This window comes from Amycolatopsis xylanica (assembly GCF_900107045.1).
GTDB lineage: Bacteria > Actinomycetota > Actinomycetes > Mycobacteriales > Pseudonocardiaceae > Amycolatopsis > Amycolatopsis xylanica.
The window spans coordinates 1,004,817-1,025,815 of record NZ_FNON01000002.1 but is presented as its reverse complement, the minus strand read 5'-3'; the positions used below and the strand labels follow the sequence as shown (position 1 = coordinate 1,025,815).

Below are 20,999 nucleotides of genomic sequence, written 5' to 3'. Positions count from 1 at the left end.
CGCGCTATCGCCCCTTTTTGAAGGCGGTCTGGGCGATGTCCTCAGCGCCGGTGATGCTCTGCATGGCCGTGTCGACGTTCTGGTGCATGCCGCGCAGTCCCTCGACGAGCGAGCCGAAGCCCTCCACGCCGCCTTCCGCGCCCGGCACGTAGTCCTTGGCGAACTCCTTGCCGGAGTCGTCATCTCCCCAGCATTCGCCCTGCGCCGCGAGCGCGCTCTGCAACGCCTTGGTCGCCTCTTCGAGCTGGTCGGCGGCGTTGAGAAAGCCCTTGGCGGCGACCATCACCGCGTCCGGTTCGGCTGTGAATCCCCCTGAGCCGCCGGTACCCCCACCGTTCGGCATCAGTTACCGCCTCGAAGCCAGCTCGATGGCGGCTCTTCGTCTTCTTCGGCAGGCTGCGGCCTGGATCGTCGCTGCGAAGCCGGTTTGGGCGCCGGCATCGGCGCCGGGCGAGGCGGTGCGGGAGGTGGCGGCGGCGCCGTCTCGGAGGCTCCGCGCAGGATCGAACCGGCGTCGGGGTCTTCGATCGATTCGGGCCGCGGCGGCGCCGGCGGTGGCACGTCCTGCTCGAGGAACGTCGGCATCGGCGGCAGCAGGCCCTCGAGCGACGGGGCGCCCTCGATCATGTCGGCGAGGTCGGGCAGATCGCCGGTGATCGGCGCCATCAGGTCCGCGACCTGCTGCTTCACCTGCAGGCTGCCCTGGCGGACCAGGGTGAGCACGGTGTTCGCCAGCTGCGCGGGATTGGTGCGCTCGAACGTCTGCGGCGCGAAGCTGAGCTGCGCCAGCGAGCCACTCGAGTCGATGGTGGCTTTGACAAGGCCGTCGGGCGAGCTCACCTGCGCCGACAGCTGCGACGCGGTGGTCTGCGCCTCGCGGAGCTGCTCGGTCTGCTTGGTGAACTGTTCGAGCAGCGAGTCGACCGTGTCCTTCATGGCGGCGTTCCGCGCTTCCAACCGCGCACGGTCATCGCCAGGCGTAGTCACGCGAACTCCCCGAAGTCGTCGCTCTGCTGAATGAGGTGGGCTTCACCCTAATGGCAGCAGCATTACCTCACTCACCGTTCCGCCGATCAGACGGGATCGCTTGCACTTGCGAATGGAGTGCGTCGCACGGCGATCAGGTAGCCAATGGCTCCGAGCAGGTAAAACGCCGTCGCGGCCAGCAAAAGCCCGGCCGAGTGCCCATCCGCGGGCACGACCAAGGCGGCGAAGGTCACTGCGGCCACCTGGGTGATGTTGAAGAGCGTGTCGTACAAGGCGAACACCCGCCCGCGCGACTCGTCGCCGACATCCGACTGGATCGACGAGTCGACACCCAGCTTCAGCATCTGCCCGGCCCCGGTGATCACGAACGAAGCGAGCAACACGGTCGGCAACTCCATCGGCAACCCCAGCCCCGCCTGCGCCAGCGCGGCGAGGATCAGCGCGCCGACCACGACCTTGCGCCTGCCGAACTTCGCGATGAACCGCGCGGTCAGCAGCCCGGCGATCAGGATCCCGGCACCGGCCAGTGCCGCCATCTGCCCGAGCCCGGGCAGCCCGGCGCGGAAGATCCCGTGGTCGGTGAACGAGTTCCGCATGAGCAGCACGGTCACCAGCAACGACGCCCCGAACGAGGCCCGATGCGCGAACAACGCGATGAACCCGGCGGTCACACTCGGCGCTCGCACGGCGGCCCGCGCCCCATCGGCCAGTCCCCTGGCCACCGCCAGCACGGCGCTGGCCGGTTCGTCCACGGTGGACGGCCCGAGCACCCCGCGCGCGAACCGCGTGGCGATGGCGGCGGCCAGCACCACCCCGATCGCCGCGAACGCCGTGGTGCTGGCCGAGCCCGCGTCATCGGACCCGAAAAGCGCACGCAGCCCGATCGCGCAGCCACCGCCGAGCACCGCGACCACGGAGCCGAGCGTGGTGGCGAAGGCGTTCGCGCTCACGATCGCCCCGGCAGGCACCACGTGCGGCAGCGAAGCGGAAAGCCCGGACCCGATGAACCGCGAGATCCCCTCGGCGCAGAGCGCCAAGGCGAACAAAGCCACCGACGAGGCACCCAGGCCCACCGAAGCGGCCGACACCACGATCGCCACCGCGTGCAGCAGGTTCGCGAACATCAGCACCCGGCGCCGATCCCACCGATCGAGCAACGCCCCGGCGAACGGCCCCACCAGCGAATAAGGCAACAACAGCGCGGCGAACCCACCAGCGATGGCGAGCGGATCGGTCTCCCGCTCCGGATTGAAGAGAACGGCCCCGGCCAACCCGGCCCGGTACATCCCCACAGCCCACTGCACGGCGAACCGAGTCCACAGCAACCGCCGAAACTCGGGATCGCGCATCAACGCCCGCGGACCGATCCGGTCCGGAGTAGCAGCCCGCGCGCTAGTAGTCACGCCCAAAGCCTAAAGCCGCCCACCCACCTCGAGGATCAGCACATACGGCGCTTCACCGCCAACTGGCGACCACGCTGGGTCAGGAACGTGCCGCACTCGTATTTAGAGGTGACCACGCTGGGTCAGGAACGTGCCGCACCGTGGGGGTCCGGGGGGCTCGGCCCCCCGGGTCAGCACTCGAGGGCGCCACTCTGGGAGCGGCCCGCAGGGCCGCGAACAGGTGGAGGCCGGCGCACTCGTATCGCCTCACGGCGGCTATGCGCAGTGTGGCTCCAGCCGGACTGGTATTCCACAAAGGCGGTTCTTCAGTGAGCCCGGGGGACACGGAGTGCACCGACCACTGTGTCCAACGAGGCATATGGGTCTGTTGTTCCCTGGGCCGAAGACTTTCTGTTGCAGACGGTGGGATCATGGGCGGCGTGCCAGCGGACGCCGAGGTTGAACCGGGAACACTCCTGGTCGCCGCCCCCACGATGTTCGACCCCAACTTCAAGCGGACGGTCGTGTTCGTCATCGATCACCGGGACGAGGGCACCCTCGGCGTGGTGCTCAACCGGCCGAGTGACGTGCCGGTCGACGACGTGCTGCCCAACTGGGGACGTCATGTGGCCGAGCCGCAGTCGGTGTTCGTTGGCGGGCCGGTCGAGAAGAAGACCGCGTTGTGCCTGGCCGCGCTGCGTACCGGGGAGACGGCCGCCACCGTGCCTGGCGTGATCGCCGTTCGCGGGCCGGTCGCGCTGGTGGATCTCGACACCGATCCCGAGGAACTGCTGCCCAAGGTACGCGGGGTCCGGGTTTTCGCCGGGTACGCCGGGTGGGACTCCGGTCAGCTCGCTGGCGAGATCGACCGGGACGACTGGGTCATCGTGCCCGCGCTGCCCAGCGACGTCCTCGCTTCACCGCACAAGGATCTCTGGGGACAGGTGCTGCGCCGTCAGGGCATCCCGACAGCGCTGTTGGCCACGCACCCCGGTGACCTGCAGCGGAACTAGGCTTCGGCGGTCTTCTGGAGCACGCCGCAGCCGCCCGCGCCGCAGGCGCAGCCGCTGCAGCCCGCCGGTGCGGCTGGCTCGGGTGCGGGAACGGTCGCCGCGGCCTTGGTGCCGAGCGCGGCGCCGCCGATGACCAGCCCGGCCAGCCCGAGCAGGCCGATGACCGCCGCGATCACCGTGCCACCGGTGGTCGGCGAGAACAGGCCGCCGATGCCGGCGAGCACGGCGACCAGGCCGCCTGCCAGTGTCGGGAGCCCGGCGACCTTGTTGCCGAGGCGGAAGGCCTCGTCGCTCGCCATGGTCGCCGCGGTGCGCAACCCGGCGCCGCGGTCACGGGGCAGCTTCTCCCGCCAGCCGAGGAAACCTCCCCAGGCGACGAGGAGACCCAGCAGTATCGGGACCAGCGCGAGTGCGAACACCCTTCGAGGATAAGCGTGACGTCTTGGCAACCTGCTGGATACCCTGACCGACTGTGCTACAGACCATGTCACGTCGTGTACTCACCGCTGCGCTGATCGGGTCAATGGCCCTCAGCCTTTCGAGTGTTCCCGCCGAAGCCGCCGGCAAGGTTCGCCTGCTCGGTGAACAGATCGTGCCGAACGCGCTGCAATTCCAAGGCACCACCGTGGGTGGCCTCTCCAGCATCGACTTCGACGCGCGCACCGGCGAGTACGTGTTCATCGCCGATGACCGGTCCGCCATCAACCCGGCGCGCTTCTACTCGGCGAAGTTCCAGGTCGGCGCCGAGGGTGTGTCGCCGGTCACCTTCACCGGCACCCACCCGTTCCTGCGGCCGGACGGCAAGACGTACCCGCCGCTGGCCCAGAACGACCCGAAGCTGCCGCAGAACGAGCAGACGGTCGACCCGGAGGAGCTGCGGGTGGACCCGTGGACCGGGCATTACTTCTGGTCGCAGGAGGGTGAGCGCAACGCCACCACGTTGATCGACCCGTCCGTCCGCGAGGCGCGCCGCGACGGCGAATACGTCCGTGACCTGCCGATCCTTCCCAGCGAGAAGATGACGACCACCGCCGGTCCCCGGCAGAATCTGGTGCTCGAAGGCCTGACCTTCGCGGCCTGCGGCTCGCTCGTGGTCTCGTCGAACGAGGGGCCGCTGCTGCAGGACGGTCCCGACGCGAACACCGAGCACGGCGCGCTCGACCGCATCACCGTGCAGAGCCGGTTCGGGCCGGTGCTCGCCCAGTACGCGTACCCCGAGGAGAAGGTCTTCGCCTCGCCGAACCCGGCTGGCGCGTTCGCGACCACCGGCATCTCGTCGCTGCTGGCGGCCGACCCGCTCGACCCGACGAAGTTCCTGGCGCTCGAGCGCTCGTTCGTCACCGGGGTCGGCAACAAGATCCGGATCTTCGAATTCGACACCAAGGGCGCCACCAACGTGCTGAACGTGGCCTCGCTGGCCGACGCCAAGTCGGTGAAACCCGTGAAGAAGCGGTTGATCGCCGATCTCGCCGACGTCGGGCTGTCTACTGTGGACAACGTCGAGGGGATCACCTGGGGTCCGCGCCTGCGTACCGGTGAGCGAACCCTCGTGCTGGTCAGCGACAACAATTTCTCCGCGACCCAGGTGACCCAGATCTTCGCTCTCGCCCTCCGCTGACCAAGGGCTTGGACCAGGCAGTTACCATGAAACCCATGAATACGGCTCGGCTGCTCCTTAGCCTGCCGCGCTGAGTCCGCCACACGGATCAGCGCGGCGACCCCTCACGCCCTCTGGGCTGAGGGGTCGAGTTGTTTCTGGAGTTCGACACGGAGGAATAGGGCGATGACTGAGGCCACCGGCGAGACGAGCGCAGCCCCCGAGCACCGCTATACCGCGGAGCTGGCGGGGCGCATCGAGCAGCGCTGGCAGGACTACTGGGCCGACCACGGCACGTACCACGCGCCGAACCCGGTCGGGCCGCTCGCCGAAGAGGACGTGCTGGTCCCGTCGGACAAGCTGTTCGTGCAGGACATGTTCCCGTACCCGTCCGGCGCGGGCCTGCACGTCGGGCACCCGCTGGGCTTCATCAGCACCGACGTCTACGCCCGGTACCACCGGATGATCGGGCGCAACGTGCTGCACACGATGGGCTTCGACGCGTTCGGCCTGCCCGCCGAGCAGTACGCGATCCGCACCGGGCGGCACCCGGCGGAGACCACCGAAGAGAACGTCCAGAACTACCTGCGCCAGCTGCGCCGGCTGGGCCTCGGCCACGACGACCGCCGCCGCATCCGCACCTCCGACCCGGAGTACTACCGCTGGACGCAGTGGATCTTCCTGCAGATCTTCAACTCCTACTACGACGAGAAGCTGGGCAAGGCCCGCCCGATCATCGAGCTGGAGACCGAGTACGCGCAGGACAAGCGCCGTACCCCGGACGGCCGCAACTGGTGTGAGCTGACCCGCGCCGAGCAGCGCGAGATCATCGACGGGCACCGGCTGGTCTACATCTCCGAGGCGCCGGTGAACTGGTGCCCGGGGCTGGGCACCGTGCTGTCGAACGAGGAGGTCACCTCCGAGGGGCGCAGCGAGCGCGGCAACTTCCCCGTCTTCCGGCGCAACCTGCGCCAGTGGAAGATGCGGATCACCGCGTACGCCGACCGGCTGGTCGACGACCTGGACCTGCTGGACTGGCCCGACAAGGTCAAGGCCATGCAGCGGAACTGGATCGGCCGCTCGCACGGCGCCAGGGTGACCTTCAAGGCGGGCGAGTCCGAGATCGAGGTCTTCACGACCCGGCCCGACACGCTGTTCGGCGCCACCTACGTGGTGCTGGCCCCGGAGAACCCGCTGGTCGACACGCTGACGGCCGCGACGTGGCCCGAAGGCGTCGACGCGAGGTGGACCGGTGACGCCGCGACGCCCGCCGAGGCCGTCGCCGCGTACCGGAAGGCCGCCGCGCGCAAGTCCGAGCTGGACCGCCAGGAGAGCAAGGAGAAGACCGGCGTCTTCACCGGCTCGTACGCGGTCAACCCGGTCAACGGCAAGGAGATCCCGGTCTTCGTCGCCGACTATGTCCTGATGGGTTACGGCACCGGCGCGATCATGGCCGTGCCCGGCCAGGACGGGCGTGACTGGGAGTTCGCCGAGAAGTTCGGCCTGGAGATCATCCGCACGGTGCAGCCGTCGAAGGACTTCGACGGAAACGCGTACACCGGCGATGGCCCGGCGATCAACTCGGGCTTCCTGGACGGCATGGCCATCGACGAGGCCAAGAAGACCATCATCGGCTGGCTGGAGGAGCACGGCAGCGGCCGCGGCACCATCCAGTACAAGCTGCGTGACTGGCTGTTCTCCCGGCAGCGCTACTGGGGCGAGCCGTTCCCGGTGGTCTACGACGAGGACGGCCAGGTGCACGCGCTGCCCGACAGCATGCTGCCGGTGGTGCTGCCCGAGATCGACGACTACACGCCGATCACCTTCGAGCCGGACAACGCCGACTCCGAGCCGTCGCCGCCGCTGGCGCGCGCGACCGAGTGGGTCGAGGTCGAGCTGGACCTGGGCGACGGGCTGAAGACGTATCGCCGCGACACCAACACGATGCCCAACTGGGCTGGTTCGTGCTGGTACCAGCTGCGCTACATCGACCCGACGAACACCGAGGTGTTCGTGGCGCCGGAGAACGAGGAGTACTGGTCCGGCCCGCGGCCCGCCGAGCACGGCGTCGACGACCCCGGTGGCACCGACCTGTACGTCGGCGGTGTCGAGCACGCGGTGCTGCACCTGCTGTACTCGCGCTTCTGGCAGAAGGTGCTGTTCGACCTGGGGCACCTGTCGGCCAAGGAGCCGTACCGCAGGCTGTTCAACCAGGGCTACGTCCAGGCCTACGCGTACAAGGACGCGCGCGACGTTTTCGTGCCAGCCGAGGAGGTCGTCGAGAAGGACGGGAAGTTCTTCTACGACGGCCAAGAGGTCTTCCAGCAGTACGGGAAGATGGGCAAGACCGAGCGCAACGTCGTCACCCCCGACGAGATGTGCGAGTCGTACGGCGCCGACACCTTCCGGTTCTACGAGATGTCGATGGGCCCACTGGACGTCTCGCGGCCGTGGGCGACCAAGGATGTTGTTGGCTCGCAACGGTTCCTGCAGCGGCTGTGGCGACTGGTCGTCGACGAGAACACCGGCGAGCTGCGAGTGTCCAATGTGGACGCGTCCGAAGCGGACCGCAAGCTGCTGCACAAGACCATCGCGGGTGTCCGCGAGGACTACGCGGAGCTGCGGTTCAACACGGCGGGCGCCAAGCTGATCGAGCTGAACAACCACCTGACCAAGACCTACGGTTCGGCGGACGCTGTCCCGCGTGAACTGGCGGAGCCGCTGGTGCTGATGCTGGCGCCGCTGGCCCCGCACATCGCCGAAGAGCTGTGGCAGCGCCTGGGGCACGCGGATTCCCTGGTGCAGGGCCCGTTCCCGGTGGTGGACGAGAAGTATCTGGTCGAAGACACGGTCGAGTACCCGATCCAGGTCAACGGCAAGGTGCGCTCGCGCGTCGTCGTGCCCGCCGACGCGGGCAAGGACGCCGTCGAAGCGGCCGCGCTGGCCGAGGAGAAGGTCGCCGCGCTGCTGAACGGCGGCGCGCCGCGCAAGGTCATCGTCGTGCCGGGCCGGTTGGTCAACATCGTGCTGTGACGGCCGAAAGCCGCCAGCGCAGAGGATCTTCGGACGATTCGATGGAGCGGTAAGGAAAACCGCTTCATCGAACGGAGAACACTCATGGCACTCGACGGCAAGGTCGCGCTGGTGACCGGCGGCAGCCGCGGCATCGGGGCGGCCGTCGCGTTACGTCTCGCCGAGGACGGCGCGGACGTGGCTTTCACCTACCAGCACAACGCCGAACTGGCCGCCGGCATCGTCGACCGCGTCAAGCAGCTCGGCCGCCGCGCGCTCGCGATCCAGGCCGACAGCGCCGATTCCGCGGCGGTCACCGCAGCGGTGGACGCGACCGTCGCCGAGTTCGGCGGGCTCGACATCCTCGTCAACAACGCCGGGGTCGGTTTCGTCGGCGCCTTCGACGAAACCCCGCTCGACGACGTCGACCGGGTGCTGGCCGTGAACGTGCGTGGCGTGTTCGTGGCGACCCAGGCGGCTGCCAGGGAGCTGCGTGACGGCGGCCGGGTCATCACGATCGGCAGCTGCGTCTCGGATCGCGTACCGGGACCGGGCATGGCCCTGTACGCGACGAGCAAGGCCGCGACGATCGGGCTGACCAAGGCACTCGCCAGGGAACTCGGCGGGCGCCGCATCACGGTCAACCTGGTGCACCCCGGCCCGACCGACACCGACATGAACCCGGCCGACGGCCCGTACGCCGCCGACCAGAGCGGCATGACCGCGCTCGGCCGCTACGGCGAGCCCGCGGAGGTCGCGGCGACCGTGGCCTTCCTGGCGAGCGCGGAAAGCGCCTACGTCACGGGAGCCACGCTCTCGGTCGACGGCGGCCACGCGGCCTAGGTCCGGGGGCAAGCCCTGGGTCGATACGCAAGGCCGGGATAAAGCGGGCTTTATCCCGGGAAAAGCGTCCGGGATAAAGCCCGCTTTATCCCGCTTCCCTCATGGGATGGGGAGGCCGATCTCTCGGGCGAGATCGGCCAGCATCGCTTCGAACAGGACATCCGGCTTGGCGACCGGGATCGGGTAGTTCCCGAACACCTCCAGCGTCACATGGCCGTAGAGGCGCGCCCAGAACTGGATCATCAGGTACGTCGTGCCCAGGTCCAGCTTCTCGGCGGGGAACGCCAAGCCGGAGTCCCGCAGCACCGCGAGCAGGTCGGCCTGGAACCCGGCCAGGTCGTCCCTGATCTCCGGCGGCACCACCTCACTCGGTGGTGTCGCCAGGTTCTGCGTCGCCAGCACCCGTCCCGCTGTCGCCAGGAAGATCCGCCCGAACGGCTCGTCCACCCGGCTCAGCGCGCTGCCGGGCGCCGAGCCGACATTCCCGGTCGGCGACGCGAAGACGAGCGTGAACTCCTTCGTGTGCGTGAGCGCCCACCGCCGGAATCCCTTGCAGATCGCGAAGAGCTGCGAGGCACCGTCCTCCGGCACCGCCGAGATGTCCTCGGCGAGCTCGGTCGCCAGATCCGCGCACACGTCCAGCCGCAGGTGCTCGACCAGATCGTCGCGCGAGCCGTAGTACCGGTAGAGCGCGGGCGCGGTGATCCCCAGCTCCCTGGCGATCGCGCGCAGCGTGACGGCCTCAGGTCCGTGCTCGACGAGCAGCGCGCGTGCGGTACGCCGAATGTCCTGATCGGTCGCCGCGCGCACACGTCCCCGCCGGGTCGGGTTGCTCATCAGGGCATTCTAGGAGTTCGCCATGATGATCTCCCTTGGCGCGCCGGGCACGACCGGGCTAAGTAGCCGGTTTTGCAGCCTGGTCAACGGCCGCAGCACCGCCGAGCAGACGACCGCCATTCCCAGCGCGGCGAAGAAATGCACCACCCAGGCCCCGAGCAGCGACGGCCCACCCCACGAGACGTCCCCGGTCGACTGGTCCCAAAAGATGCCATAGGTGGCGATCCGGCCGACGAGGTACCAGATCAGCACCGCCAAGAAGAAAGTCACCAGACTCGGCACCAGCGCGGCGAAGTACCGAGGCTTGCCCATGCCCGGCTCGGCGCCGAGCAGTTTCCGCGCGAGCCATCGCTGAGCCCGCGCGCCACCCAGGAAAGCGGGCAGCGCGAGAAGCCCGTAGGCGGCCCGCTTCCAGTCTGCTGTGGTCATAAAGCCACGCTAGAAGCCATTGACCTGCGAAGTAATGCGGTTTCCCGCAGAACGCGGGTGGGGAAAACCCCAATCCCCGGACAATGATCAACAGGTCTGTCACACTCTCAGTCATCGTTTGACCACGAACAGGGGAGGTTCGTGTGGCGAGCCCTGAGCAGCTCTTCACCGACTACGACGCGAAACTCAAGGCCGCGCAGGAGAAGGCCGACCGGCTCCGGTCCGAGATGGACGGTGTCTCGGTCACCGAGCGCACCAAGGACGGCCTCACGGTCACCGTGAACCACGCGGGCAATCTGACGAACCTCGAAATCAGCACGAGCGCCCGCGAAAAGCCGACCCTCGCGCAGGACATCATGCGCACGGTCCAGCTCGCCCAGAGCAAGCTCGCGGAAGCCGTCAGCGCCGGGGTCCCGTCGGCAGGACCGGAGACGCGGCAGGAACTCGTCGCCTACCTGCATGATGAGTTTCCCGAGCCGCCGCAGGAAGGCTATGTCGAAGGCGGCTTCGACGAACGCGCAGCCGAGGAGTCCCGCTTCGTCCCCGAAGCCGAGGTCAGCACCCCGAAGCCGCCGCCGCGTCCGGCCCGCCCGGCGCCCGTGGCCCATGACGACGACTACTTCGACGGCGGCTTCCTGCGCTGACCCCGGGGAGGGACCAGAACGTGCCAGACGGTGGATTCGACGTCGATCCGGACGAGATCGACGCACACGCGAAACAGGTAGAAGACATCCTCGGGCGGCTGAAGGAGGCCGTCGATGCGGACAACAACCGCGTCGACGCGATGTCGTTCGGCGCCGTCGGCGTGGCGTGCGGGCTCTACCTGTGGTGCAACAGCACCGCGGACCGTACCCGCGAAACGCTCGCAACGGCGGTGAAGTCCGGCGAACACCATGTCGACGCCGTACATACCTGGGCGAAGGCTCGTCGAGTGGACGAACAGACCGCGAGCGAACTGCTGAAGCAGGCAGGGACGGCCCATGGCTGAGAACGACCTCATCACCAAGGCGAAGGCCGAGACCGACGCTGAGAAGAAGCCGATCGGCAACGCGCTCGAAGGCTCGGGAATCCTGCAGGATTTCGCCGGTGGCGGCGAAAAGCTGGCACAGGGCGATTGGACCGAGGGCCTGCTGGATCTGGCGGCAGGTGCTCTCGACATCAAGGATTTCATCAAGGACCCGTTCGAGTCGCTGCTCAGCATGGGATTCGGCTGGCTGATCGAACACGTCGACTTCCTGAAGGAGCCACTGAACTGGGTCACCGGTGACCAGGACGCGCTCGATCTCGAGATCCAGAAGTGGAAGCAGATCAGTGGCCACCTCCAGGAAACGGGCGAAGAGCTCGCCTCGGCGGTCAACAAGAACTGCGGACAGTGGCGTGGTCCGGCCGCCGACCTTTACCGCGAATTCGCCCAGAAGCAGGCGAACGCGTGCCGGGATCTCTCCGACCACGCCAAACAGGTCGGCGACATTGTCGACATCTGCAAGACGATCCTCAACGTCGTCCGCACGCTCATTCGCGACATGATCTCCGACGCGCTGGCCAAGCTGGTAATGATCCTCGCCAAGTACCCACCCCCGGCTTATCCGGTCGGGCTGAGCGCTGAAGGCATCCCGTTCCTGGTCGGCGAGGGAACGAAGATCGCGGGCGAGGCCGCGAAAGCACAACGCGTCCTCGTGCGGGCCGGGCAGAAGCTGGCTGACATGGTGGGCAACCTGCCGCGTTTCCTCAAGAATCTCCCGCTGGGCCACGTCTTCCGAGATGTCCTCTCCGATATGCCGAAGAACATCGGGATGGAGGTCGGCAAAGAGGTCGGGAAGCAGCTGGGCAAGATCGCCTTTGGCAAAGAGCCGGTCGGCCGTGAGTCGCACGAGAAGCGACAGCAGGACCGCGACAAGACCAAGATCGAAGATCCGGATCCGCTGTTCGACCAACCTGGCACCAAGCGCATTTCGGGGTCGATATGACCATCGGCGGCAACGAAGGCATGCCGTCGGAGGGCCAGCTCAAGCGCTCCACGGTCATCCGCGCCGCGCTGATCGTCATAGCCGCAGTGGTCGTCGTCTGGACCGCGGCAGGACACGCGGCGTCGTTCCATGGTGCGGAAAAGACCGATCAGCCGCTCGGAGTGGCCTATGCGAAGTCGTGCGTCGAGAAGGGCCCGTTCACCGAAGCCGGGATCGGCTTCTTCTGGGCTTGCACCGCCGAGGCCCATTGGCAGGGCGGGCTGTACAAGGGCGACGTCAAGACGGTGGTGTTCGGTCTCGACGAGTTGACCCCGGCGGATATCGGCAAGCCGGTCACCTTCTACAAGTACGGCAAGCGCTATTGGCGGCACGCGGAACGGCCCTATGAAGGGCCTGTCGAATGGTCCGTGGCGGGCGCTGTGGTGGTGCTGATCGGCGGTGGGTACTGGCTTTGGCGGCGTAAGCACCCGAAGGCGCCGCGGGTCGTCGTGCGGAAATACAAGTCCGAGGTGCGGCTGCCTGCCCAGCCGTCGATCGTCGAGGGGTTCGCCGAGCGGTCCTCGAAGATCTACCCGAGGTCCGATCCGATGGCCAAGAGCCAGGCCTGGTTGCGGGTCTCGTCGTCCGGGATCGAGTGGTACCGCTCCAGCCGCGCGAAGTTCGAGATCGGCTGGGCGGAGATCGCCAAGGTCAGGCTGACCACGGTGACCGATGCGGCCGGGGAGGTCATCCGCGTCGTCGACGTTTTCCCGAGCAAGGAATTTCGTCGTCGTGATGTGGAGATGAGCGGGCTGTGGGAGTCCGGTGCTCTGCTGGGCAATGCCACGCTGCCGATCGCACGGGGGGCTTATCGGCTGCCGGAGGCGTTCAAAGAGCGTCCGGCGGAGGAGCTGCGGGACATTCTGCGCGGGGTTCAGCCGGGGAAGTTCGAGGAGATCAACGCCGGGATCTGAGCCCGGCGGCGCCCTTTCAGGCGGGCGCCGCCGGTGCCGATCACTCGGGGGGCTACGTGACCGACACCGGCGACACGATGCCCTGCCCCGGCGGGTGCCGGATGGGGCAACGCTGCCACGCGAGCGTGGCAACGCCAGAGAAGAGCGCTTGCCTCTCTCGAAGTGACGCCTGGGGGATGCATATCCCCCGATCGAGTGACGCACGGCAAGCGCACGCCTGATTGTCGCATCAGGGGCCGAATAAGTTACAAAAGTCTTCACATATGCGTACAGGATAAATTCTGGGTATGACCCATGAGTTGCTCGTGATCGGCTCGGCGAACGCTGACCTGGTGGTTTCCGCGGATCGGCGGCCTGGCGGCGGGGAAACCGTGCTGGGCGGGGACACCGAAATCCTTCCAGGTGGGAAGGGGGCCAACACCGCGGTGGCCGCCGCGCGGCTCGGCGCCGATGTGGCGCTGGTCGGCGCCGTGGGGGACGACCCGTATGGCTCAGTGCTACTCGACTCGCTGCGGGGCTCCGGTGTCGACACCGGGTTGGTCCGGACCAGTTCGCGGCCGACGGGTATCGCCTACATCACAGTCACCCCTGATGGCGAGAACTCGATCCTCGTCTCGCCCGGCGCGAACGGGAGCATCGAGCCCGCGGATGTCGAAGGGATCTTCGACGGGGTGAAGACCGTGGTGCTGTCGCTGGAGATTCCGCTGCCGACCGTGGAGCGCGCGGTCGCCGCCGCTGCCGACGCCGGCGTGAAGGTGCTGTTCAACCTGTCGCCGGCGGCGAAGATCAGCGACGCGACGCTGGCCGCGCTCGATGTACTGCTCGTCAATGAACACGAAGCCGCGTGGCTGCTCGGGGGCGAGCTGGACGATCCCCGGCAGCTGCTCGAACTCGGTCCCAAAGCCGCCGTGGTCACGCTCGGCGCGCGGGGTGCGGTGGTCGTGACCGAGGACGGGGCCGTCGAAGTCGCGTCGCCGAAGGTGGAGGCCGTCGACACGACTGGAGCGGGCGACGCGTTCGCCGGAGCGCTGGCCGCGGCGGTGACGGCCGGTAAGAGCCTGGTCGAGGCCGCCGAGCACGCGGTGAAGGTCGCCGCGATCTCGGTGACCCGTCGTGGTGCGCAACCTTCCTATCCGACTTCTGACGAGGTCTAGGCCGAATCGGTGAATCAACCGTGCGGCGGCGGACCGCCGCCCGTGTTCCACTGGACGTGTGACGTGGTGAGAGGAGGCCGCCGTGTCGGCTAATGCCGGGTTACGGGCTGGTGGAGTGTGTCCCGCACCTCGCGACCTCGGCGAGGTCTTGAGATATGGTCTAGACCATGCCGTCTGAGTTCCTCACCGGGGTCGCCGTCAGTCCTGGCCGTGCGAGCGGTCCGGTCGTCCGTGTCGCCGAGCCTCTCGGCGAGCCGTCGAGCACGCCGGCGCCCGCCGATCCGGTCGCCGAGGCCGCCCGCATCGAGCCTGCCGCGCAGCTGGTCGCCGCGCGCCTCGAGAAGCTTGCCGAGACCGCGGCCGGTGAGGCCGCCACCATCCTGATCACGACGGCCGCCATGGCCGCGGACCCCGCGCTGGTCAGCCAGGCCGAGCAGCTGGTCAAGGCGGAGCACCTGCCTGCCGCCCGCGCGGTCTTCCAGTCCGCCGAGGTCTTCGCGCAGGCGCTGGCCGCCGCCGGTGGGTACATGGCCGAGCGCGTCCGCGACATCCGCGACGTGCGTGACCGGATCGTCGCCGAGCTGCTCGGCGTCGAGCCGCCCGGTGTGCCCGAGCTGCACACGCCGAGCGTCCTGGTCGCGCGTGACCTCGCGCCTGCCGACACCGCCGGGCTCGACCCGGCCAAGGTGCTCGCGCTGGTCACCGAAGAGGGCGGCCCGACCAGCCACACCGCGATCCTCGCTCGCGCGCTCGGCATCCCGGCCGTGGTCGCGGTGCGCGGGCTGCTCGCGCTCGACGCGCCCGCGCTCGCCGTCGACGGCGACACCGGTCAGGTCAACGCGGTCGCGGCCGACGCGCCCGTGGTCACCGCCGAGGCGCGCACGGCCATCGAATGGAACGGCACCGGCAACACCTCGGACGGCCACCGCGTGAAGGTGCTCGGCAATGTCGGTTCGGCCACCGACGCCAAGGCCGCCGCCGACGCGGGCGCCGAAGGTGTCGGCCTGTTCCGCACCGAGTTCTGCTACCTCGACGCGCCGGCCGAGCCGACCGTGTCCGAGCAGCTGGCCTCCTACACGGCCGTGCTCAAGCCGTTCCGCGGCAAGCCGGTCATCGTCCGCACGCTGGACGCGGGCGCCGACAAGCCGCTGCAGTTCCTCTCCCCCGACGCCGAGCCGAACCCGGCACTCGGCGTCCGCGGCCTGCGGATCGCCTTCGACCGGCCCGACGTGCTGGACCGCCAGCTCGAGGCCATCGCGGGCGCGGCGGAGGACTCCGGCGCCGAAGTTTCGGTGATGGCGCCGATGGTCGCCACCGCCGAGGAAGCCGCTTGGTTCGCCGATCGCGTGCGTGCCGCCGGCATCCCGCGCGCGGGCGTGATGATCGAGATTCCGGCCGCCGCGCTGGTCGCACAGGAGATTCTCGGCGTCGTCGACTTCGTCTCGATCGGCACCAACGACCTCGCGCAGTACACCTTCGCCGCCGACCGGCAGCTCGGTGCGGTCGCGAAGCTCAACGACCCGTGGCAGCCCGCGTTGCTGCGGCTCATCGGCCTGATCGGCCGCGCGGCGAAGGTCACCGGCAAGCCCGCCGGCGTCTGTGGTGAGGCCGCGGCCGACCCGCAGCTCGCGCTGGTGCTCGCCGGTCTCGGCTTGACCAGCCTGTCGATGAACGCGCCCGCGGTGCGTTCGGTCGGCGCGAGCCTGGCTTCGGTCACCTACAAGCAGTGCGAAGCCGCGGCTCAGGCCGCACTCGCCGCGGCCGACCCGGCCAGCGCGCGTGCGGCGGTCAAGGCCGCGCTCTAGTCGAAAACGGGATAAAGCGGGCTTTATCCCGGGGAAAGCACCCGGGATAAAGCCCGCTTTATCCCGTCAGCCGAAGAAGCCGTGGCGTGGGTTGCGGACGCTCAGCGAGCCGCCGTGGACCCGGCCCGAGAGCACGAAACGCGGGTTGCCCGCGAGCCCGTTCGGCCGGGTCTTGTCCTCGATGCCGCCGTACTTGATCTCGGTGATCTGGTTCAGGTCGACCGAGGCCGTGTCCGGGATGATGATCTCCGCCGACCCCCAGCGGATGTCCAGCTCCACGTGCACGACCGGGAATTCGATGATGGCCGCGCTGAAGTCGAGCTTGGTCGCGCCGTACTTGTTGCGCACGAGCATCGCCTGCGGCACCAGCCACGCCCCCGTGCGGTGCAGCGCCGAGTACTTCGCGTTGAGCTCGATGCGCTGACCTGGCGCGAACACCTGCGGGCCGGTCACGTACGGGTTCGCCACCGTCTGACGCAGGATGTCGCGGTGCACCAGCCCCGGCAGGTCGGTGAGCACCGCGTTCAGTTCACCTCGGGTGCGCGCGGCGAGCGCGACGTCGGTGCGCTCGGTGAACTCGTCGAGGTCCAGCAGACCGCGCCCGATGGCCTTCTGCAGCACGCCGACCACGTGCTCCCGTTCGTCGTCGGACACCCGCAGGTCTCTGTCGCTCGGTGCCTTGGTTTCGGTCTCCTCACCCATACGGAAAAGGCTAGGCCCGGAAGCCGGGGCCGGAATCGGGGGAAAACCCTGAGCCGCCCCTGGTTATTGCTCGTCCAGCCCGTGCTCGATCGCGTAGCGGGCCAGCTCGACGCGGTTGTGCAGCTGAAGTTTCCGCAGCGTGGACTGCACGTGGTTCTCCACCGTGCGATGCGAAAGGACGAGCTTCTCCGCGATCTGCCGCGCGGTCATGCCCTTGGCGACGAACCGGAGCACGTCCGTCTCCCGTTCGGTGAGCCGCGGCGGTGGCGCGCCGTCGGACGGCGTGTCGGCCATCCGCCGGTATTCGCCGAGCACGAGCCCGGCCAGTCCCGCCGTGAACACCGGGTCGCCGTCGGCGGTCCGCCGCACCGCGTCGACCAGCTCCAGCGCCGAGGCCGACTTCACCAGGTAACCCGACGCGCCCGCCTTCACCGCTTCGAGCACGTCCTCGTGCTCACCGCTCGCGGACAGCACCAGCACCTTGGTCGACGGCAGCGCGCCCGTGATCTCCCGCGTCGCGTCCACCCCTGAGGTCTCGCCGAGATTCAGGTCCATCAGCACCACATCGGGCCGGACCGCGCGGGCGATGCGGACCGCCGCGTCGCCATCGGCCGCCGTCGCGCGCACGTCGAAGCCGTGCTCGGTCAGGTCACGTGCCACGCCTTCGCGCCAGATCGGATGGTCGTCGACCACCATCACCGAAACACCCTCGCTCATCGCTCTCCCCTCGCGTTGACCGGAATCCTGACTTCCCATTCGGTGCCGGCGCCCGGTGTGGAGTCGAGTACGCAGGTACCGCCCAGATCGGTCACCCGGCCCTTGATGGACTTCGCGACGCCGAGCCTGCCTTGCCGTTCCGCGTTCTCCAGCCGTCCGGCTTCGATGCCGGGGCCGTCGTCGCGGACGCTCACCACCACCTCGGTGCCGAGGTCCTCCAGCAGCACCCACGCCTTCGCGCCCGGCGCGTGTTTCTCCACATTGGACAGTGCTTCCCTGGTGACCGCGACCAGCTCGGCCGTGGTGTGCGCTGGCAACGGCACGGTGCCCGCCGGAGTCGAGATCTGGACGTCCGGCGTCGCCATCAGCTGCAACGCGGCACGCAGATCCGTGGTGCCGTTCTCATCGGGACTGATCGGCTCGGTGGTAACGAGCGCGCGCAACGCGACTTCCTGCTCACCGGCGAGCTTCGCGAGTTCGGCCGCCTCGCCGCCGAACTCCGCGCCACGGCGGCGAACCCTGGCGAGCACCTGCAGCACGCTGTCGTGGATCGACCTGGCGAGCCGTTCGCGCTCGGCCGTCGCGGCCTCGGTGCGCAACGCGCGCGCGAGCCGCTCGGCCGCGGTACGCGCGGTGTCCGCGGCGACGCCGACCAGCAGTCCGCTCGCGATCAGCAGCGTGCCGTCGCGGGCGACATCGAGGTCGAACCGGTTGGTCGCCAGCCCGCTCAGCACGGCGATGAACAACCCGCCCAGCGCGCCGGCGATCGCGCCGTACCTGGCACTGACCGCGAGCGGCGGCACCGCGGCCCACACGGTGGTGATCAGCGGGCTGTTCGCGGCGAACTGCTGCGGGGAAAGGATGAACGGCGAAAGCATGAGCAAGCCACCGGTGAACGCGAGGTCCACCAGCGTCAGCCAGCCCCAGCGGGTGGCTTCGGCCGCGTAGAAGAGGTCGGTGACCACCGTCCACACGACCATCACGCCGAGCACGGTCCACGCCAGCCACGGCCGCGCGAACTCGTTGTGCCGCACGATGACCGCGCCTGCCGCGAACAGCAGCATGAGCACCCGCAACACGACGATGCCCAGCCACAACGGGGTGGCCGGGTCACCGGTCGGCGCGGGCGGCTTGGTCATTTCTTCTTGGCGGGCGCGGGCGCTGGCGAGTCCGAGGTCGCGTTCGGCTGCGACGCCTTGTCATCCAGCACGTCGACCTCGGCCGGGTCCGGGTTCTCCTCGTGCAGCAACGATTTGATGCCCGCGTTCAGCACGGCCAGCAGCGGCACGGCCAGCAGCGCGCCGGGGATGCCCGCGGCGACCAGCCCGACGGTGATCGACAGGATCACCGCCAGCGGGTGCAGCCGGACCGCGCGGCCGAGCAGCCACGGCTGCAGGATGTGGCTTTCCAGCTGCATCACCAGGATCACGATGCCCAGCACGATGATCGCGCCGATGAACCCGTTGGTGACCAGCGCGACCAGCACCGCGACCGTGCCCGCGATCACCGCGCCGATGACCGGGATGAACGCGGCCAGGAACACCAGCGTGGCCAGCGGGATCACCAGCGGCACGCGCATGATCGCCAGTCCGATGCCGATGCCGACCGCGTCGACGACCGCCACCAGCGCGGTCGCCCGTACATAACTGACAAGCGAAGCGAAACCGCGGCGCCCGGCGACATCAACGCGCACTCGCACGTTCGAAGGCACGGCGCGCGTGAGGAAGGTCCAGATCTGGTCGCCGCCGGTCAGGAAGAAGATCAGCACGAACAACGTCAGCGCGAACCCGGTGAGGATCTCGCCGACCGTGCCCGCGGTGGTCAGCGCGCCCGCGGTGATCGAGGACTGGTTGTCCTGGATGAACCCGATGGCCTGCTTGATGAAGTCCTGGATCTGTTCCTGGCGCAGGTGCAGCGGTCCGTCGATCAGCCAGTTCTGGATCTGATGAAGGCTGTCGGTGACCTGTTTTTGCAGTGAGGGCAAGCCGGAGCTGAACTGCACGATCACGAAGGTGAGCAGTCCGCCCAGTAAAGCCAGCCCGGCGATGAGGACGATCGCGGCCGCCAGCCCGCGCGGCACCTTGATCGCCACCAGCTTCGACACCGCCGGCGCCATCAGCGCGGCCAGCAGCAACGCGATCGCGATCGGGATGACGACCACCGACAGGTAGCCGACCAGCCAGACGACCACGTACAACGCGGCGCAGACAGTAAGGAAACGCCACGACAGCGCGGCGCCGATGCGCAGTCCGCGCGGCACGAGGCCCGTCACGTCGGCCGTCTCGGAAACGAACGGGTTCTGGCTGTGCTTCTCGCTCACGGGGTTCACAGTAACGGTCTACCCATATCCGGCATGCCTTTAAGCGACAACGTGTTCCGCCAGCGTCGATTACCTGACGTGATGATCGGATACACGCCGTGTTCTTCACACGATGGTGGCATCAAGTCGCTCTCAAGGTGCGGAGTCGATCTGCAATTTGCTTATCTCTGGGGGCGACATCGATCCCGGCCTGTCCGGGAACACACCCAAGAACCCCATAAAGATTTCACTGTGAGAGCAAGGAGATTCAGTGGCGCACGGGTCGGCAACCGAGGGGCGGGGCGCAGTGCGTTCCAGCCGCTGGGTGTCGCGTGCGCTCTTCGTCCTCGGTGGCGCCGCCGCCGCGTGGATGATCTCCGACGCCTCCGCTTCCGCTGCCGAGGAGCCCGCCGCTCCCTCCGGCGCGAGCGCGGGACTCACCCCCCTCACCGACGCGACCGTCACGGGCCTCAACGACGCGACCCGTGGTGTCTCCGGTTTCGCGGGGGACGCGGCCGGCGCCGCCACCACCGGATACCGCGACGCCGTCTGCCACCAGGACGCCACCGCGTGGACGCTGCCGGGCGAGTCCGCCAAGCAGTCGCCCGCCTGGTGCACCGACGCCGAGCGCAACCACAAGGGCCGCGTCGAGCACGAGGTCTCCAGCCGCGTCAGCGACGCCGTCACCGACCTCGCGAGCGACGCGGTCGTGCACCCGGTCAGCCGCACACTCGGCGCTTTCGAGCACATCGTGCGCAAGCCCGAGGACGCGCAGCAGGTGCTCGGCGAGACGCTGCAGCCCGCTGACGGTGGCGAACTCGGCCAGCGCGTCTGGGACCTGCTCAACCACAACGACGCCACCGACGTCGTTCTCCCCTCGATCACGAGCCTGCTCCCCGAGCGCGACGACCTGCCCACCGCGGCGGCTCCGGCCACCACCGAGGCGCCCGCGCTCCAGCTCGTCACGGTCGTGATCCCCGACTCCGCCAAGTCCGCGTTCTCCGCGGCCTTCGGCGCGACGTCTGAAGAAAGCACGGACGTCCAGTCCGATTCGCGCGATGACCAGAGTGGTTCGAAGCTGCCGTTCCCGTTGGACCGGCTGCCGATCGCTCCGTCCGCGCCCACAGCTCCCGGTGGCGGCACTGCCCCGGGTGGTCACTGCGATGGCCCCGCGTTCGGCTTCATTCCCGGCGCTTCGGCCGCTTTGATCAACGCCTCGGTCAGCAACGCGCTGACGGGCGTGCGGTACATGCCGCTCACCCCGGGCTCGCAGCCCGGTGTCACTCCTGACTGATTTTCCTC

Annotated in this window: 21 protein-coding genes; 11 read left to right on the top strand and 10 right to left on the bottom strand. The window is 68.6% G+C overall.

The window, feature by feature from the left end; all coding sequences use genetic code 11:
- Positions 1-4: 4 nt before the first annotated feature.
- The 3 genes from BLV57_RS12700 to BLV57_RS12690 form a co-directional block, all read right to left on the bottom strand.
- The gene (locus tag BLV57_RS12700; RefSeq protein WP_091288829.1) at positions 5-343 is read right to left on the bottom strand and encodes a WXG100 family type VII secretion target; all 339 of its coding nucleotides are present in this window, start codon (positions 341-343) and stop codon (positions 5-7) included.
- The gene (locus tag BLV57_RS12695; RefSeq protein ID WP_245757287.1) at positions 343-987 is read right to left on the bottom strand and encodes a YbaB/EbfC family nucleoid-associated protein; all 645 of its coding nucleotides are present in this window, start codon (positions 985-987) and stop codon (positions 343-345) included. Before BLV57_RS12695 ends, BLV57_RS12700 begins: the two co-directional genes overlap by 1 nt.
- A gap of 86 nt (positions 988-1,073) precedes the next feature.
- Positions 1,074-2,336: an MFS transporter gene (locus BLV57_RS12690; protein WP_091288827.1), complete on the bottom strand. Its 1,263-nt coding sequence runs from the start codon at positions 2,334-2,336 to the stop codon at positions 1,074-1,076.
- 464 nt (positions 2,337-2,800) lie between these two features.
- Here BLV57_RS12690 and BLV57_RS12685 point away from each other — a divergent pair, with 464 nt between their 5' ends.
- Positions 2,801-3,382 (top strand): YqgE/AlgH family protein, encoded by a 582-nt coding sequence (locus BLV57_RS12685; protein ID WP_176968578.1) that lies wholly within the window; start codon positions 2,801-2,803, stop codon positions 3,380-3,382.
- Here the strand turns inward: BLV57_RS12685 and BLV57_RS12680 are convergent.
- Entirely contained in the window at positions 3,379-3,801 is a 423-nt protein-coding gene (locus BLV57_RS12680) for an SdpI family protein (RefSeq protein ID WP_091288826.1), read from the bottom strand. The genes BLV57_RS12685 and BLV57_RS12680 overlap by 4 nt on opposite strands.
- A 65-nt stretch (positions 3,802-3,866) precedes the next feature.
- On the opposite strand from BLV57_RS12680, the gene BLV57_RS12675 reads away from it, so the two are divergent.
- From BLV57_RS12675 to BLV57_RS12665, 3 genes are all read left to right on the top strand, one after another.
- Positions 3,867-5,000 carry an esterase-like activity of phytase family protein gene (locus BLV57_RS12675; RefSeq protein WP_091288825.1) on the top strand — a complete coding sequence of 378 codons (1,134 nt, stop codon included), beginning with the start codon at positions 3,867-3,869 and terminating at the stop codon, positions 4,998-5,000.
- A 165-nt stretch (positions 5,001-5,165) separates the two neighbouring features.
- Positions 5,166-8,012 (top strand): leucine--tRNA ligase, encoded by a 2,847-nt coding sequence (gene leuS, locus BLV57_RS12670; RefSeq protein ID WP_091288824.1) that lies wholly within the window; start codon positions 5,166-5,168, stop codon positions 8,010-8,012.
- Positions 8,013-8,096: 84 nt separating this feature from the next.
- Positions 8,097-8,834, top strand: a complete 738-nt coding sequence (locus BLV57_RS12665) for a 3-oxoacyl-ACP reductase family protein (protein WP_091288823.1) — start codon at positions 8,097-8,099, stop codon at positions 8,832-8,834.
- Between the two features lie 99 nt (positions 8,835-8,933).
- Here BLV57_RS12665 and BLV57_RS12660 read toward each other — a convergent pair whose 3' ends face one another.
- Both BLV57_RS12660 and BLV57_RS12655 read right to left on the bottom strand, forming a co-directional pair.
- Positions 8,934-9,671: a TetR/AcrR family transcriptional regulator gene (locus BLV57_RS12660; RefSeq protein ID WP_091288822.1), complete on the bottom strand. Its 738-nt coding sequence runs from the start codon at positions 9,669-9,671 to the stop codon at positions 8,934-8,936.
- A 9-nt stretch (positions 9,672-9,680) separates the two neighbouring features.
- Positions 9,681-10,100, bottom strand: coding sequence for a hypothetical protein (locus tag BLV57_RS12655; protein ID WP_091288821.1), 420 nt, complete (start codon positions 10,098-10,100; stop codon positions 9,681-9,683).
- A 143-nt stretch (positions 10,101-10,243) separates the two neighbouring features.
- On the opposite strand from BLV57_RS12655, the gene BLV57_RS12650 reads away from it, so the two are divergent.
- The 6 genes from BLV57_RS12650 to ptsP all read left to right on the top strand — a co-directional run bounded on the left by BLV57_RS12650 (position 10,244) and on the right by ptsP (position 15,979).
- Positions 10,244-10,744, top strand: a complete 501-nt coding sequence (locus BLV57_RS12650; protein ID WP_091288820.1) for a YbaB/EbfC family nucleoid-associated protein — start codon at positions 10,244-10,246, stop codon at positions 10,742-10,744.
- Between the two features lie 20 nt (positions 10,745-10,764).
- Positions 10,765-11,088, top strand: coding sequence for a hypothetical protein (locus tag BLV57_RS12645; protein ID WP_091288819.1), 324 nt, complete (start codon positions 10,765-10,767; stop codon positions 11,086-11,088).
- Positions 11,081-12,067 (top strand): WXG100 family type VII secretion target, encoded by a 987-nt coding sequence (locus BLV57_RS12640; protein ID WP_091288818.1) that lies wholly within the window; start codon positions 11,081-11,083, stop codon positions 12,065-12,067. Before BLV57_RS12645 ends, BLV57_RS12640 begins: the two co-directional genes overlap by 8 nt.
- Positions 12,064-13,020, top strand: coding sequence for a DUF6346 domain-containing protein (locus tag BLV57_RS12635; protein ID WP_091288817.1), 957 nt, complete (start codon positions 12,064-12,066; stop codon positions 13,018-13,020). Before BLV57_RS12640 ends, BLV57_RS12635 begins: the two co-directional genes overlap by 4 nt.
- Positions 13,021-13,307: 287 nt before the next feature.
- Positions 13,308-14,174 carry a ribokinase gene (locus tag BLV57_RS12630; protein ID WP_091288816.1) on the top strand — a complete coding sequence of 289 codons (867 nt, stop codon included), beginning with the start codon at positions 13,308-13,310 and terminating at the stop codon, positions 14,172-14,174.
- 167 nt (positions 14,175-14,341) lie between these two features.
- Positions 14,342-15,979, top strand: a complete 1,638-nt coding sequence (gene ptsP / locus BLV57_RS12625) for a phosphoenolpyruvate--protein phosphotransferase (RefSeq protein ID WP_091288815.1) — start codon at positions 14,342-14,344, stop codon at positions 15,977-15,979.
- Between the two features lie 66 nt (positions 15,980-16,045).
- On the opposite strand, the gene BLV57_RS12620 is transcribed toward ptsP, so the two are convergent.
- The 4 genes from BLV57_RS12620 to BLV57_RS12605 all read right to left on the bottom strand — a co-directional run bounded on the left by BLV57_RS12620 (position 16,046) and on the right by BLV57_RS12605 (position 19,718).
- A complete protein-coding gene (locus tag BLV57_RS12620; RefSeq protein WP_091288814.1) occupies positions 16,046-16,681 on the bottom strand; it encodes a DUF1707 SHOCT-like domain-containing protein in 636 nt (211 codons plus the stop codon).
- A 63-nt stretch (positions 16,682-16,744) separates the two neighbouring features.
- Positions 16,745-17,398, bottom strand: coding sequence for a response regulator (locus tag BLV57_RS12615; RefSeq protein WP_091288813.1), 654 nt, complete (start codon positions 17,396-17,398; stop codon positions 16,745-16,747).
- Positions 17,395-18,537: a MacS family sensor histidine kinase gene (gene macS, locus BLV57_RS12610; RefSeq protein WP_091288812.1), complete on the bottom strand. Its 1,143-nt coding sequence runs from the start codon at positions 18,535-18,537 to the stop codon at positions 17,395-17,397. The genes BLV57_RS12615 and macS overlap by 4 nt, the downstream gene beginning before the upstream one ends.
- On the bottom strand, positions 18,534-19,718 hold the full coding sequence (locus BLV57_RS12605; protein ID WP_091288811.1) for an AI-2E family transporter: 1,185 nt from the start codon (positions 19,716-19,718) through the stop codon (positions 18,534-18,536). The genes macS and BLV57_RS12605 overlap by 4 nt, the downstream gene beginning before the upstream one ends.
- 286 nt (positions 19,719-20,004) lie before the next feature.
- Between BLV57_RS12605 and BLV57_RS12600 the strand changes: the two genes are divergently transcribed.
- The gene (locus tag BLV57_RS12600) at positions 20,005-20,991 is read left to right on the top strand and encodes a hypothetical protein (protein WP_245757286.1); all 987 of its coding nucleotides are present in this window, start codon (positions 20,005-20,007) and stop codon (positions 20,989-20,991) included.
- Positions 20,992-20,999 lie beyond the last annotated feature (8 nt).